The following is a 13,075-nucleotide window of genomic DNA, read 5'->3' on the forward strand; positions in this document are numbered from 1 at the left end:
TACGCTTCAGGCATCGCCACAGGTCAAGGTGTCAGTCTGGTGTCAACTGGCGCGCACGAGGGGTTACGCTCGCAGCATGTCCGACTCTCCGCCGCCTCCGGTGGACCTCGATCTGCGCCTGGTGAGGTACTTCACCGTCGTCGCCGAGCACCGGCACTTCGGCCGCGCCGCTGCCGCCCTGCACATCGCCCAGCCGTCCCTGAGCCGGCAGATCCGCCGCCTCGAACAGCAACTGGGCGCCCGCCTGCTGGACCGCACCCCGCAGGGCAGCCGGCTCACCGAGGCCGGCGAGGTCTTCCTGCCGCACGCCAAGGCGTTGCTGCGGTCGGCCGCCCAGGCCTCGGCGCGCACCCGGGCCGCCGCCCAGCCCAGCCGCATCACCATCGGCTACACCGCGAACCTCATCGTCACCCCGGCGGTGCGTGAGCTGCGCCGCCGGCACCCGGACGCCGACGTACACACCCTGCATCTGCCCTGGAACGAACAGCGCGCGGCTCTGCTCGATCACCGCGTGGACGCGACGGTGACCCGGCTGCCGTTCCCGACCGGCCAGCTGCACGTGACGGTCCTCTACGACGAGCCGCGGGCGCTCCTCGTCCCTCGCGGCCATCGGCTGGCCGGCAAGGGGTCCGTCACCCTCGACGACATCGCCGACGAACCCCTGCCCCGGGTGTCCGACGCGGCCTTCGACGCCTTCTGGCGCGTCGATCCACGACCCGACGGGAGCCGGGCACCCGACGGCCCCTTCGTGGCGGCCTTCGAGGACAAACTCGAGGCCATCGCCACCGGGGAGGCCGTGGCCATCGTCCCGGCCGATCCGCGCGTCGACAGTCTCCGCCCCGATCTCACCACGGTCCCCCTGTACGGCGTCGAGCCGAGCCACGTCGTGCTGGCGACCCGCGCCGGCGACCCTGGCCGCCTGGTGGCGGCCTTCCGCAAGTACGCCCAGGCCCACCTCACCGGTCCCGGTCCCGGCCCCGCCGCACCGGACGGCCTCGGCTAGGGCTCGCTCGGCTGTACGTCCAGGGCGACCAGGAACCGGGAGACCATGTTGTACGCGGCGACGGTGGCGGTCAGTTCGACCAGCTCCATGTCGCTGAAGTCGGCCCGCAGGGCGTCGAAGAGCCCCTCCGGGACATGGACGTCGCGGGTCATCGCGTCGGTGTAGGCGATGACCCGCCGGTGGCGTGCGTCGAGTTCCGGGTGCTCGGCGGCGTTCTCGGCGCGCACCGCCGCGAGTTGGGTGTCGTCGAGGCCGGCGCGGCGGGCCTCGGGCTCGTGTGCCGTCCACTCGTACGCGGCCCGGTTGAGGACGGCGATCCGCAGGATCACGAGTTCGCGGATGTCGGCGGACAGGGCGATACGCTGCCGGACCGCGCCGAGCAGGCTGTTCCACCCGTCGGCCAGTTGGGGGCTGTGCAGCAGCATGCGGTCGAGCGGGCGCAGGGTCCCGCCCCGCCGCTCGCGGATGCGTTCGGCGATCTCGCCGGTGCCGTCGGTCTCCGGCAGTCGTGCCACGTAGCACTCCTTTCACAGAGGGCGAGCTGTGCGCGCCAAGAGATTCATCGCCTCCAGGCGGTCGAAGACCCCCGCCTCCACGGTGTCGCCGAAGAACATCACTTCGGGGCCGGTGAAGACCGGCCACGCGGGCAGCGCGCCCCCGTTCGGGTCCCCCGTCCGCACGAACCGCGCCCACGCGTCGGCCATCGTGCGCGCCAGCTCGCGGTCCAGCTCGCTCCAGGGCCAGGGGCGCTGGTCCAAGTTGTCGAGTACGTAGGGCAGTTCGGCGGTGTGGTGCACGCCGTATCCCGGCAGACCGTCGGGTGGGGCGGCCAGGTCGAGTCCGGCGGGCAGCGGAGGTGTCCGGGTGAAGCGGTACATCCACGTCCGGGCGCTCGCCCGGTGTGCCGTGGCCCAGCGCCACACGGGGTAGGTGAAGCGGCTCTCACCGGTGAACTGCCGTACGGTGCGCCGGGCCTGGCCGGCGTCACGGACCGGGTACACCTCGTCCGAACCGGGTTCCACCGGCAGCCTTCTCAGGGCGTCCAGCGAGGTGTACACCGATCCCTCGTCGAGATTGGTGCCCACCAGCAGCGGTACGGCGTGCTGGCGGCCCGAGGCGAAGACGTCGTCCGTGGGCTCGGTCAGCAGGCGACCGTCGACGACCGGGCCGAAGTGGCCCTTGAGGACCAGCTCCACGCCGCTCGTCCGCCGCAGTCCGGTGATGTCCCGGTCCCCGAACTCCCCCGCCCAGCACAGCCCTTGCTTCTGTGCCGCGCTCTGGTCCGGGAGCGGCCCCTCGGCGCGGCCGATGCCCGAGGCGCTCTGCCCGACGGCCGCGCGGAAGAGGGGCCGGGCCGCCGCCGATGCCATGAGGTGGCAGATGTGCGCGGCCCCTGCCGAGTTGCCCGCGAGGGTCACCCGGTCGGGGTCGCCGCCGAAGGCCGCGATGTTCTCGCGGACCCAGGTAAGGGCGGCGACCATGTCGAGCAGGCCGTAGTTGCCGGATGCCCCGAGGTCGTCCTCCGCGGCCAGTTCGGGGTGGGCGAGGAAGCCGAGGGCGCCGAGGCGGTGGTTGAGGGTGACGACGACCAGACCCCGGCGGGCCAGGGCGCGACCGTCGTGCAGGTCCAGCCCGCCGTGCCCGTAGCGGTTGCCGCCGCCGTGGATCCACACCATCACCGGGAGCCCGCGCCCGGCCGGGTCGGGGGTCCACACATTGAGGTAGAGGCAGTCCTCGCTCATCACCAGGGCCCGCCGGTCGGCGAAGTTGGTGTGGTACATGATCGAGTCGCGGGGCGGCTGTGGCTGCAAGGGGGCAGGGCCGAAGTCGTACGCGCGTCTCTCGCCGTCCCAGCCGGCGGCGGGCCGGGGCGGCCGCCAGCGCAGTTCGCCGACCGGTGGCTCGGCGTACGGGATGCCGCGGAAGACGGCGATGCCGGTGTCCCACTCCCCCACGAGCCGCCCGCCCGTGGTGCGCGCGCGGATCACGCCCGCGCCTTGTGCAACACGCCGTCCTTCATGATCGCCACGAGGCGGTCGCGGTCCTGGAGGATGCGGATGTCGGTCAGGGGGTCACCGTCGACGAGGACGAGGTCCGCGAGGAAACCCTCCCGTATGAGGCCGAGTTCGTCCTCCATGTCCATGATCTGGCCCCCGTACTGGGTGGCCGCGCGCAGTGCTTCGGCGGGAGTGAAGCCGAACCACTCGACGAAGAGTTCCAGGTCCCGCAGGTTGCGTCCGACCGGGTTCCAGGCGAAGCCGTAGTCTCCGCCCGGGACGACGCGTATCCCGCGCCTCACGAGTTCGGGCACGACCTGGCGTACGGCCTTGGCGGTCGCCTCGACCTCCATGCCGGGCTCGGGTTCGCTGTCGGCCTCGTACAGGTTGGCGTGGATGATGCCGGGGGTCGGGGCGACGAAGACGCGGTCGCGGGCGGCCTCCAGGAGGTCGAGGGCCTCCTCGTCGGCGAAGGTGCAGTGGTAGAGGGCGCGGATGCCTTGACGTACGGCCATCTTGACGGACTCGGCGGCGTGCGCGTGCGCGGTCAGCCAGACACCGCGCCGCTGGGCGGCGCGTGCCGCGGCGGCCACCTCCTCCTCCGTGAACTGCACGATCCGCGAGCTGCCGGCGACCACCGCGCTCTCGCCGGAGAGCGACAACTTGACGATGTCGACGCCCAGTTCGGCCATGCCCTCGACGAACCGGGCGACCGACTCCGGGTCCGAGGCACGGCCGTCGATGCCCGGGAAGTCGTACACCCCGGGTTCGACCATGCCCGCGCTGCCCTCCCAGGACGCGGCCTTGAGACGCGGCCCCGGCATCCAGCCCTCGGCGAACGCCTTGCGGGCCGCGATCTCCGTGCGGGGCAGCCGGTTGCCGCCCGAGTAGGCGCTGGTGATGCCGTGGTCGAGCAGGACGCGGCCTGCGTGCGCCACCAGCAGGGCCTTCTCCTCGTCCGGTTCGTCGCGGCGCCGGGAGCGGTGCTCGACGGTGGAGCCGAAGCCGAGGTGGGCGTGCGCGTCGACGATCCCGGGGAGCAGGGTGCCACCGCCGCCGTCGATGACGCGGGCCGAACGCCGTTGGCCGGCGGGGATGTTGGGCGCCACAGCGGTGATGCGGCCGCCCTCGACGAGGACCTCCGCGGGGAAGGGATCGCGTCCGGTGCCGTCGAAGACCCGGACGTCGGTGAAGAGGGTCGCGGTCATGGCGGCTCAGCCCCTCCCCCAGAGGGAGTGCCCCCACTCGGCGGGCGGCTCCGCGGTCCCGTACGCGTCCTGCCAGGAGACCACTGGGTTGCGCAGGATGCCGAGGCCCTCGATCTCGGCCTCGACCACGTCGCCCGGGCGGAGGTAGTTGGCGAACGGGTCGGCGGTGCTCGCCGCGACGCCCGCGATGGTGCCGGTGGTGATGAGGTCGCCCGCGCTGTAGATCTGCGGCGAGTGATAGGCGACCAGTTGCGGAATCGACACCGACATCCGGGAGGTGTGGGACTTCTGGCGGACGTCGCCGTTGACCCGCAGCTCCATGTCGAGGTCGTGCGGGTCGTCGATCTCGTCGGCGGTGACGATGTACGGGCCGATGGGGCAGAACGTCTCGATCGCCTTGGAGAAGGAGAAGACGCCCGACTCCATCTCCTTGCGCTGGATGTCGCGCGCGGTGATGTCGTTGAAGACCAGGTATCCGGCGATGTGCTCGGCGGCCTGTTCGGCGGAGAAGAACCGGCCCGGCTTCCCTATGACGACGGCGAGTTCGAGTTCGTAGTCCAGCTCTCGGGTGAGGTTCGCGGGGTACACGACGGGTTCGTCCGGGCCGATGATCGCGTCCACGTTCTGGAAGAAGACGATGCCCTTGTTCACCGGATGGGACCAGTCGACCCGGACCAGGTCCTCATGGTGTTCACGGAAGTTGCCGGCCGTGTGGAAGAACTTCTTCGGCACGATCGGAGCGCGCAGCCGCACATCGGCGAGCGCGAACGTCCGCCCGGTCTCCCCCACTTGGCCGTCGCGCTCGAAGAACGCGCGGGTCGTCGGGACATCGAGTTCCACGACGGTCTCACCGTCGAGACGGCCCACGAGCCCGTCGTCGAACGTCACCAGTTTCATCGAACCACTCCTTAACTGTCGACAGTCAGCCTGCCCAGAGGTGGGTTTGGCGTCAAGAGTCGCGCAAAGTGTGGACACAAAATGCGGCGGTGGCTTACGGTCCGAGCATGCGGACGACATGGGACTTCACCGGGGCGCGCGCACTGGTCGCCGGCGCCGGAGGGATCGGCGCGGCGGTGACCAGCGCGCTCGCGGAGGCGGGCGCCGACGTACTCGTCCTCGACGTGGACGAGGCGAAGGTGGACAAGGTCTGCCAGGGTGCGAACTCCGTCAACGGCCTGACCGCCGACCTCACTTCGGCGGATGCCTGCCGTGCGGCCGTCGACAGATCCGTGCAGCTCCTGGGCGGAATCGATGTGTTCGTGCACGCGGTCGGCGTCAATGACCGCAGGCCGGTGCTGGAGACACCCGACGAGGTGTGGGAGCGGCTGCGCGCCGTCAATCTCGACAGCGCGTTCTGGCTGGGCCGCGCCATCGGCGCGGTGATGGTGCCGGCCTGCCACGGACGGATCGTCTTCCTCTCCTCGGTGTCCGGTCTGCTCGCCCACAAGGACCATGCGCCGTACGCGGCCACGAAGGGCGGCGTCAACCAGCTCATGCGGGTCATGGCCCGCGAATGGGCCGCGGCCGGCGTCACCGTCAACGCCGTCGCGCCCGGCTACACCGAGACGGACCTGACCCGCGCCTACCTGTCCGAACCCGGGATCCGCGCGTCCCTGGAGGCGCTCGTGCCCGCCGGACGACTCGGTCGCCCCGAAGACCTGGCGGGGCCGGTGCTCTTCCTCGCCTCCGACCAGGCCGCGTTCGTCACCGGTCAGGTGCTGTACGCGGACGGTGGCCGGACCCTCGTATGACGCGCGCTCTCTCCACCCACGGACGACCGCGTTGCGTCCGCACCTCTCCACCTCCTCTTCTGCCTCTTCTGCCTCTTCTGCTCATTCGAACGGAGATCACATGACTGCCGTCCCCGAACGCTTCACCGGCAAGACCGTCCTCGTCACCGGAGCGGGCACCGGATTCGGCGCCGAGATCGCGGTGCGGGCCGCCCGGGAGGGCGCCGACGTCGCCATCCACTACCGCAGTTCGAGCGCGGGCGCCGAGGCCACCGCAGAGCGGGTCACCGCGCTCGGCCGCAAGGCCTTCATCGTGCAGGCCGACATCGCCGAGCGCGCCCAGATCCGGCGTCTGGCCGACGAGGTGTGGGCCCGCTTCGGCCGCCTGGACGTGGCCGTCAACAACGTCGGCGACGTGGCCCGCGAGCAGATGTCCTGGCGTGACATCACGGAGGAGTCCATCGATCACGTCCTCGCCGTGGACGTGAAGGGCACGCTGCTGTGCACCCATGAGTTCGGTGCGCGGATGCTGGAGCAGGAGGGGGGCGGGGCCATCGTCAACATCGGCTCCACCGTGGTCGTACGGGGCAGCGCCCGGGCCCCGCAGTACGCCGCCGCCAAGTACGGCATCATCGGCCTCACCAAGTCGTACGCCCATGCGTTCGCGCCGGCGGTTCGGGTGAACGTGTTCGCGCCCGGGTTCATCGAGACCCCGGCGACGCTGGGGCGCCAGGACTGGAAGAACGGCCGCGGGGAGCAGTTGCGTGCGGCGACGCCCATGGGGCGGATACCCGGGCCTGAGGAGCTTGCGGGGGCCGCGCTGTTCCTTGCGACGGAGGATGCGCAGCACATCACCGGTGGGTTCCTTGTTGCTGATGGTGGCTACAACATGATCGGGGCGTAGGCGCTCCGCTGAGGGGTGCGGTTTTCGGCTGCGGGTTCGTGGGGGCTGGTCGCGCAGTTCCCCGCGCCCCTTTCGGGGCGCTCCAGCTCGCCCAAGTGACAAAGAAGCCCTCTAGAAATGGAAAAGCTCCGGCTCCCGGGAAAACGGTTCGCATCCTCCCCTCCCGGGGGCCGGTTTTTTCATGGGGTTACGCCACGGTCAGTGTGAGCGCACCGGTGTAGCTCTTGCCCGGGGTGATCGTGGTGGTGGTGCCGCCGACCTTCAGGGTCACAGTCTTGCCGCTCGGGGCGCTGACGGAGGCGTCGGAGGCGATGGTCAGGGCGCTGAGGTAGGACGTGCCGGTGACCGTCCAGTCGGCGCCGTTCTTCAGGGTCACGATGACACCGTTGTTCACGACCGTCTGGGCGGTGTTGGTGACCTCGCCGATCTGCAGGTACTCCGCCGAGGTGATGGTGGAGACGCTGTGCTTGGCCGCGGAGGCGGAGATGACGCCCTCGACGGTGGAGCCGTCGAAGGTGAGCACCAGGTTCTGGCCCTGGATGCTCGCGTTGCCGCCGCCCCATACGGAGTTGTAGAAGTTGCCGGTCAGGGCGATGTCGGTGAACGTGGCGGTCGAGTCGCCGGTCTGGGCGCTGGTGGTGACCCAGCTGGACGACTTCGTGGCACTGCCGGTGGGCTCGGTGTAGGTGCCGATCGTCTCGCTGCTCCACGGCTCGCCCGACACCGACACGCTGCTGGGACGGTCGGTGTCCATCAGCTGGAAGATGACGCCGTTGCCGGCCTCGATGGTGGCCCCTTCGGAACCGTCCACGACGACGGTCGCCGCCGAGGCCTTCGAGAGGAACGTGGTCTTCTCCGTGCTGACCTGGGTCCCGCCGTCGATGGTGACGGTCGAGGCGCCGTACCACATGAAGCCGAAACGCCCGGAGTTCAGGGCGCAGGACTTCTCGCTGAGGGCCGACAGCTCGGTGCTGGTGAGCCCCAGTTCCAGCGAGTCGTTCAGGTCGGAGACCGTGCCCGCGACGCTGTCGCCGTAGTGAACGGTTCCGCTCCAGGTGATCAGGACGTAGTCGCCGACGTCGTAGGTGCTGCCGAGGATGTGCTCGGTCACGTTGCCGATGGCGTACGACCCGTAGCCGACCCCGCCGGTGTTGGCGATGGTGCTGTTGATGACGGTGAGTGTGCAGTTGCTGCCACCGTCGACGGACAGTGCTCCCCAGTTCTCCGAGGAGACGGAGGAGTTGATGTACGCGGCACGGGTGTTGGCGCCGAGGAGGTTGGTGGCGCGGACGTTGCCGGACAGACCCAGCATCCACGGCACGGTGATCATGTACTTGGTGTCGCCGGTGCCGGAGGCGGGGTACTCGTCGGGGACGGTGCCGTCCGCCGTGTGGATCGTGGAGTTCTTCACGATCACATGGGCGGTGGCGTCGGCGATGACGGCGGTGCGGACCACGCCCTGGTTGGTGATGGTGGCGCCGTTGACGACGAGGGTGGTGCCGTCACCGGTGCCGACGACGGACGCGCCGTAGCCGATGAAGTCGCAGCGGCCGTTGCCGGTGAAGGCGATCTTCGCGTTCTTGAGCGTGTACGTGCCGCCGCCGGTGACATAGACACCGTTGAACGCCTCGCCGGTCGAGGTCAGCCGGATGCCGGTCGCGGCGGTGTTGGTGGCCGACCCGCCCTTCACGTTCGCCAGTACCGACTTGGACTTGTCCACGCCGTCGGAGTCGACGTAGATCGCCTGGCGGAAGGGGAAGGTGAGGGTGCTGTACGCGACCTCGTTGGCCTCGGCGACGGTGATGACGACGGTGCCCGTGTAGGTGCCGGCGGCGATCGCGGTGGCCGCTCCGCCGTAGCCGTCGGTGAGCAGGGCCAGCTCGCTGCCGGTCTCCACGCTGTTCACGGTGAGGCTGATGCTGTAGCCGTCGGGGGCTGCGAGAATGCCGCCCTCCTCGATGGTCAGCGAGCTGAGCTTGGTGGTCGCGGTGACCTCGACGGTCTCCCCGGAGCCGACGGTGAGCGTCGCCTTGGTGCCGACGGCGTGCGCGACGGCGGGGGCCGCGAGAGTGGGGGCGAAGGCGGCGGCGACCGCCACGAGCAGGGCGCGGGGACGAGCTCTGAAGGTGACCTCGCGCTCGCCAAGAGACTTCTTGTGATCCACCGTGAACTTCCTTGTCTTCAGGTGTTTTCGGGCAGGGTCGACCTGCTCGGGGCAGGGGTGAGCTGCCTTTCGGGCAGGGGTGAGCCAGGGAGTGGGACGGGGTCTTCGGACGCGCCCCGGTCGTGGGGGCGCGGTGGGTGCGCCGGCTCTCAGGCGCGGTCGATGAGTTCGATCAGGTTGCCGAACGGGTCGGACACGAACGCCATTCGGGCGCCGGGGCGCGGTGCCGGGCGCGGGCTCATTCGTACGCCCGCGCCGGCCGTGACGAGTCGGTCGAACGTGGCGTCGACCTCGTACGGTGTGCCGACGCACAGGCAGAGGTGACCTAGGCCGAGCGTGCCCGCCGCCTCCAGCGGGCTGTCGGCGGCGAGTCCCGGCCGGGCCTCAGGGCGGTGGAGCAACTCGATGCGCCAGCCGCTGTCATGACGGAGCATCACTCCGCTCAGATCCGTGCCGGGGACGGAGAACGTGTGCTCCTCGACGAGGTCCAGGGCCTCGCGGTACCAGGTGGTCGCGGCCTGCAACTCCGGTACGGATAAGCCCACATGATCGAATCGCATGGTCAGGCCACCCCCGTACGGTCGGCCCCGACGGTCTTGTCCGGGGACTGGGCCGGGTCCCGGTCTGTATCCGTGTCCGTGTCCGTGTCCGTGCCCGTGCCCGGGGCGCGCTCCCCGCGGATCAGGGACAGCACCCGCGTACGCAGTTCGGCGAAGCGCGGGTCGGCCCGTGTCGACAGCTGATCGCGATCGGTCCCCAGGGGAATGGCCAGCGTCTCCAGGACGGCGGTCGGCTTGCCGCCGAGGACGATCACCCGGTCGCCCAGGTAGACGGCCTCGTCGATGTCGTGCGTGACCACGACGACGGTGATGCCGAGCCGTCTGCGCAGTTCCAGCGTCAAGTCCTCCAGGTCGAACCGGGATTGGGCGTCGACCGAGCCGAAGGGTTCGTCCATGAGGAGCACCGGCGCGTCGTACGCGAGTCCGCGGGCGATGGCCACGCGCTGCTGCATGCCTCCGGAGAGCTGCCACGGGTACTTGTCGCCGACGTCCGGCAGCCCGACCGCGGCGAGGCAGTCGAGCGCGCGGCGCTTGCGCTCCGCGCGCCGTACGCCTCGTCCCTGGAGCGGGAAGGCGACGTTGTCCCACACCCTCAGCCAGGGCAGCAGTGAGCCGCGGTAGTCCTGGGAGACGACGGCGATGTCCGCGTGCGGCTCGGTGAGCGACTGATCGCCGTAGCGGACCGCTCCCGAGGTCGGGCGGGTCAGTCCGGCGAGGCAGCGCAGCAGGGTCGTCTTGCCCGCGCCGGAGGGGCCGACGATGCAGACGGCCTCTCCGGGGTCGACCCGCAGGGACAGGCCGTCGAGGACCAGATGCTCCTGGGGACCGTGCCCGAAGGCCATGCGGAGTTCCTCGACGTGCAGGCTGGATCCGCGTGTCATACGACGACTCCGTTGCTCTTCTCGATGGTCACGGGCTTCGACGGACGGGCGCGCGGGGCGCGTTGGTGGTACCAGCCGAGAAGGCGGTGCTCGCACAGCAGGAGGAACACGCTCAGGCCGTATCCGAGGATGCCGATCAGGATGGTGCCGGCCCAGGTCTCGGCGACGTGGAAGCTCGATCCGCTCTGCAGGATGAAGTTGCCGAGGCCGACGGGCGAACCGTAGATCTCGCTGACGACCATGAGGACGACGGCGATGGACAGGGAGACACGGATGCCCGCCAGGATCTGCGGCAGCGCGCCCGGCAGGATCACCCGGCGCAGCCGCAGCCGCCACGGGATGCGGTAGCCGCGCGCGGTCTCGTGCACGGCCGGGCTGATGGCCTGCACTCCGCTGACGGTGTTGAGGAGGATGGGCCACAGCGAGCCGAGAAAGATCAGGAAGATCTTCGGGCCCGAGCCGATGCCCAGGGTGAGGATGATGACGGGCACGAATCCCACGGTCGGTGTCGCGCGCGCGAAGTCGAGCAGGGGCGCGGTCGCCAGGCGCAGGGTGCGTATCTCGCCGATGACCAGGCCCGCGCCCACCCCCACGACGGTGGCGAGCGCCAGTCCGCTCACTATGTTGCGCAGGCTGTAGAGCAGGTCGCCGACGAGGCCGCCGTGGACGAGCTCGGACCACAGGGTGCTCAGGACTTCGGTCAGGGGCGGGAAGTAGAAGCTGGTGTTGCCCGCGGTGGCGACGAGCAGGATCGCGAACACCAGGGCGGGCAGCCAGAGTTGACGCAGGATCGGTTTCCAGGGCACACGGCCGCGGTTCATGGGTCTACTCGCCTCCTGTGTGCACGGGCGGCCGCCAGCGCAGCAGCCGGTGCTCGGCGAACTGTGCCAGCAGAGTGATCGAGTAGCCGATCGCGCCCGCGGAGAAGATGTAGGCGTACGCCCGCGCCGACGCCCCCGCCTGCTGCGACTCCATGATCATGTGGCCGATGCCGGGGAGCGTGGTGAGCACTTCGACGCCGATGGACACCAGGACGGAGGTGGTCGCGGCGAGCCGCAGCCCGGTCATGATGGACGGCACCGCGCCCGGCAGGACGACCCGCCGGAAGCGCAGCAGCCTGGGGATGCGGTAGGACCGTACGGTCTCGTGCACGGCCGGGGGCACGCTGCGGGCGCCGTACTGGGCCTGGAGCAGCACCGGGAAGACGCAGGCGATGAAGACGACGGTCGCCTTCATGCCGGGCGTCGAGCCGAGGACCAGGAGGAAGACCGGGAGCAGGGCGATGACCGGGAAGGAGCGGAGGATCTCCATGAGCAGCCGTGAGGACTCCTCGGCCGCCGCGTACACCCCGGTCACCAGGCCCACAGGAATCCCTACGGCGATCGCCACCACGAGCCCGGTGACCGCTCCGCGCAGGGTGTCGCCGACCGCCTGCCAGAACGTGCCGCTGCCGGCGAGCTGCCACAGGGCGGAGGCGACGGAGCCGGGGCCCGGAAGCGCGGTCGAACTCACCACGCCGATCGCCGCGATCAGCGCCCAGAGCCCCAGGACGGCGGCCAGCGCCCCGAGTTGAAGCAGTCGGACCTTCACCATGCCCGCTACTCCCCACCGGAGGTCGGCGCCTGGTCCCAGTAGATGGCCGAGTCCTTGGGCTCCTTGTCGAGGAGGTCGAACTCGTGCATCTTCGTGACGACCGTGCGCATGACGGTGGTGTCGAGGTTCTTGTCGTAGTAGTTGGTGTCGTGCTTGTCGATGTACGCGGCGGGGACCTGGGTGTACTTCTTGTCGATCGCCTTGACGGCCGTGGGGTGTGCGTTGGCGTAGGTGATGGCCTTGGCGACGGCGTCGATGAACTTCTTCGCCGTGTCGCCGTTCGATGCCAGGTACTTCTGGCTGGAGAAGAGGACGCCCTGGACCATGCCGGGGAGGTCGTTCATGCCGTTGCCGATGGTGCGCAGTCCGCTCTCCTTGGCCGCCGCGTAGAACGGGCCGAAGGAGAAGATGGCGTCGGTCTTGCCGGAGGTGGCGGCGTCGGTCAGCGAAGTCGTCGGCAGCGCGACGAACTTGACCTTCTTCGGGTCGCCGCCGTCCTTCTGCACCAGGTACTCGCAGATGAACTGGATGGTGCCGCCGAGCGCGGAGATCCCGACGGTCTTGCCCTCCAGGTCGGAGAAGGACTCGATGGAGCTGCTCTTCTTGACCAGCAGTCCGTCGGTGGGGGCGGTCTTCGTCGTCGCGGACTGCAGACCGGTGACGATGCGCAGCGGCATGTCCTGGGCCGCGCTCTTGAGGAAGCCGGAGCTGTCCGTCATCGCGAACTGGGCCTCGCCGTTGAGGACGGACGGCGCGTTCTGCGAGGTGTCCTGCGCGCCCGCCTTGATGGTGACGTCCAGGCCGGCGTCCTTGAAGTAGCCCTGCTGCTCGGCGATGTAGAGCGGCTCGAAGATGGCTCCGTTGGAGCGCAGGACGGTGACCTTGGCCTTGCCGTCGGCGCTCCTGGCCTCGCCGGCCGCGTCGCCGCCGCAGGCCGTGGTCGCGAGGGACAGGGTGGCGATCACCGCGGTGAGGGCGAGCAGGGTACGGCGCCGCGGGCTTCTCGAAGTCTCCATGGAACGGCTCTCCTTCAGT

The 13,075-nt window shown here is 70.0% G+C and carries 13 protein-coding genes; 3 read left to right on the plus strand and 10 right to left on the minus strand.

What is annotated here, in order from left to right; translation table 11 throughout:
- The first annotated feature begins 76 nt into the window (after positions 1-76).
- On the plus strand, positions 77-1,003 hold the full coding sequence (locus OIC96_RS02805) for a LysR family transcriptional regulator (RefSeq protein ID WP_330309483.1): 927 nt from the start codon (positions 77-79) through the stop codon (positions 1,001-1,003).
- Here the strand turns inward: OIC96_RS02805 and OIC96_RS02810 are convergent.
- The 4 genes from OIC96_RS02810 to OIC96_RS02825 are packed head-to-tail and all read right to left on the minus strand — an operon-like array spanning position 1,000 to position 5,105.
- Positions 1,000-1,518 carry a carboxymuconolactone decarboxylase family protein gene (locus tag OIC96_RS02810; RefSeq protein WP_330309482.1) on the minus strand — a complete coding sequence of 173 codons (519 nt, stop codon included), beginning with the start codon at positions 1,516-1,518 and terminating at the stop codon, positions 1,000-1,002. The genes OIC96_RS02805 and OIC96_RS02810 overlap by 4 nt on opposite strands.
- Before the next feature lie 12 nt (positions 1,519-1,530).
- Complete coding sequence (locus OIC96_RS02815) at positions 1,531-2,991, minus strand: carboxylesterase/lipase family protein (RefSeq protein ID WP_330309481.1); 1,461 nt, start codon at positions 2,989-2,991, stop codon at positions 1,531-1,533.
- Positions 2,988-4,208 carry an amidohydrolase family protein gene (locus OIC96_RS02820; protein ID WP_330309480.1) on the minus strand — a complete coding sequence of 407 codons (1,221 nt, stop codon included), beginning with the start codon at positions 4,206-4,208 and terminating at the stop codon, positions 2,988-2,990. Before OIC96_RS02820 ends, OIC96_RS02815 begins: the two co-directional genes overlap by 4 nt.
- A gap of 6 nt (positions 4,209-4,214) precedes the next feature.
- Complete coding sequence (locus OIC96_RS02825; protein WP_330309479.1) at positions 4,215-5,105, minus strand: fumarylacetoacetate hydrolase family protein; 891 nt, start codon at positions 5,103-5,105, stop codon at positions 4,215-4,217.
- Positions 5,106-5,212: 107 nt separating this feature from the next.
- Between OIC96_RS02825 and OIC96_RS02830 the strand changes: the two genes are divergently transcribed.
- The gene (locus OIC96_RS02830; RefSeq protein ID WP_330309478.1) at positions 5,213-5,959 is read left to right on the plus strand and encodes an SDR family NAD(P)-dependent oxidoreductase; all 747 of its coding nucleotides are present in this window, start codon (positions 5,213-5,215) and stop codon (positions 5,957-5,959) included.
- Between the two features lie 100 nt (positions 5,960-6,059).
- Entirely contained in the window at positions 6,060-6,842 is a 783-nt protein-coding gene (locus OIC96_RS02835) for an SDR family NAD(P)-dependent oxidoreductase (protein ID WP_327434179.1), read from the plus strand.
- Between the two features lie 187 nt (positions 6,843-7,029).
- Here OIC96_RS02835 and OIC96_RS02840 read toward each other — a convergent pair whose 3' ends face one another.
- From OIC96_RS02840 to OIC96_RS02865, 6 genes are all read right to left on the minus strand, one after another.
- Positions 7,030-9,006 (minus strand): hypothetical protein, encoded by a 1,977-nt coding sequence (locus tag OIC96_RS02840; protein ID WP_330309477.1) that lies wholly within the window; start codon positions 9,004-9,006, stop codon positions 7,030-7,032.
- A gap of 149 nt (positions 9,007-9,155) precedes the next feature.
- Positions 9,156-9,566, minus strand: a complete 411-nt coding sequence (locus OIC96_RS02845; RefSeq protein WP_330309476.1) for a VOC family protein — start codon at positions 9,564-9,566, stop codon at positions 9,156-9,158.
- A gap of 2 nt (positions 9,567-9,568) precedes the next feature.
- On the minus strand, positions 9,569-10,447 hold the full coding sequence (locus OIC96_RS02850) for an ABC transporter ATP-binding protein (protein WP_330309475.1): 879 nt from the start codon (positions 10,445-10,447) through the stop codon (positions 9,569-9,571).
- Complete coding sequence (locus tag OIC96_RS02855) at positions 10,444-11,268, minus strand: ABC transporter permease (protein ID WP_330309474.1); 825 nt, start codon at positions 11,266-11,268, stop codon at positions 10,444-10,446. Before OIC96_RS02855 ends, OIC96_RS02850 begins: the two co-directional genes overlap by 4 nt.
- A gap of 4 nt (positions 11,269-11,272) precedes the next feature.
- Entirely contained in the window at positions 11,273-12,040 is a 768-nt protein-coding gene (locus OIC96_RS02860) for an ABC transporter permease (RefSeq protein ID WP_330309473.1), read from the minus strand.
- A 5-nt stretch (positions 12,041-12,045) separates the two neighbouring features.
- Positions 12,046-13,056 (minus strand): ABC transporter substrate-binding protein, encoded by a 1,011-nt coding sequence (locus OIC96_RS02865; protein WP_330309472.1) that lies wholly within the window; start codon positions 13,054-13,056, stop codon positions 12,046-12,048.
- Positions 13,057-13,075: the final 19 nt, after the last annotated feature.

Origin of the sequence: Streptomyces sp. NBC_00775 (assembly GCF_036347135.1) — a bacterium.
GTDB classification, from domain to species: domain Bacteria; phylum Actinomycetota; class Actinomycetes; order Streptomycetales; family Streptomycetaceae; genus Streptomyces; species Streptomyces lutosisoli.

Excerpts from the sequence above, each read along its gene's own strand:
- OIC96_RS02805 (WP_330309483.1), top strand. The coding sequence starts at position 77 with ATGTCCGACTCTCCGCCGCCTCCGGTGGACCTCGATCTGCGCCTGGTG.
- OIC96_RS02820 (WP_330309480.1), bottom strand. The coding sequence starts at position 4,208 with ATGACCGCGACCCTCTTCACCGACGTCCGGGTCTTCGACGGCACCGGA.
- OIC96_RS02825 (WP_330309479.1), bottom strand. The coding sequence starts at position 5,105 with ATGAAACTGGTGACGTTCGACGACGGGCTCGTGGGCCGTCTCGACGGT.
- OIC96_RS02830 (WP_330309478.1), top strand. The coding sequence starts at position 5,213 with ATGCGGACGACATGGGACTTCACCGGGGCGCGCGCACTGGTCGCCGGC.
- OIC96_RS02835 (WP_327434179.1), top strand. The coding sequence starts at position 6,060 with ATGACTGCCGTCCCCGAACGCTTCACCGGCAAGACCGTCCTCGTCACC.
- OIC96_RS02845 (WP_330309476.1), bottom strand. The coding sequence starts at position 9,566 with ATGCGATTCGATCATGTGGGCTTATCCGTACCGGAGTTGCAGGCCGCG.
- OIC96_RS02850 (WP_330309475.1), bottom strand. The coding sequence starts at position 10,447 with ATGACACGCGGATCCAGCCTGCACGTCGAGGAACTCCGCATGGCCTTC.
- OIC96_RS02855 (WP_330309474.1), bottom strand. The coding sequence starts at position 11,268 with ATGAACCGCGGCCGTGTGCCCTGGAAACCGATCCTGCGTCAACTCTGG.
- OIC96_RS02860 (WP_330309473.1), bottom strand. The coding sequence starts at position 12,040 with ATGGTGAAGGTCCGACTGCTTCAACTCGGGGCGCTGGCCGCCGTCCTG.
- OIC96_RS02865 (WP_330309472.1), bottom strand. The coding sequence starts at position 13,056 with ATGGAGACTTCGAGAAGCCCGCGGCGCCGTACCCTGCTCGCCCTCACC.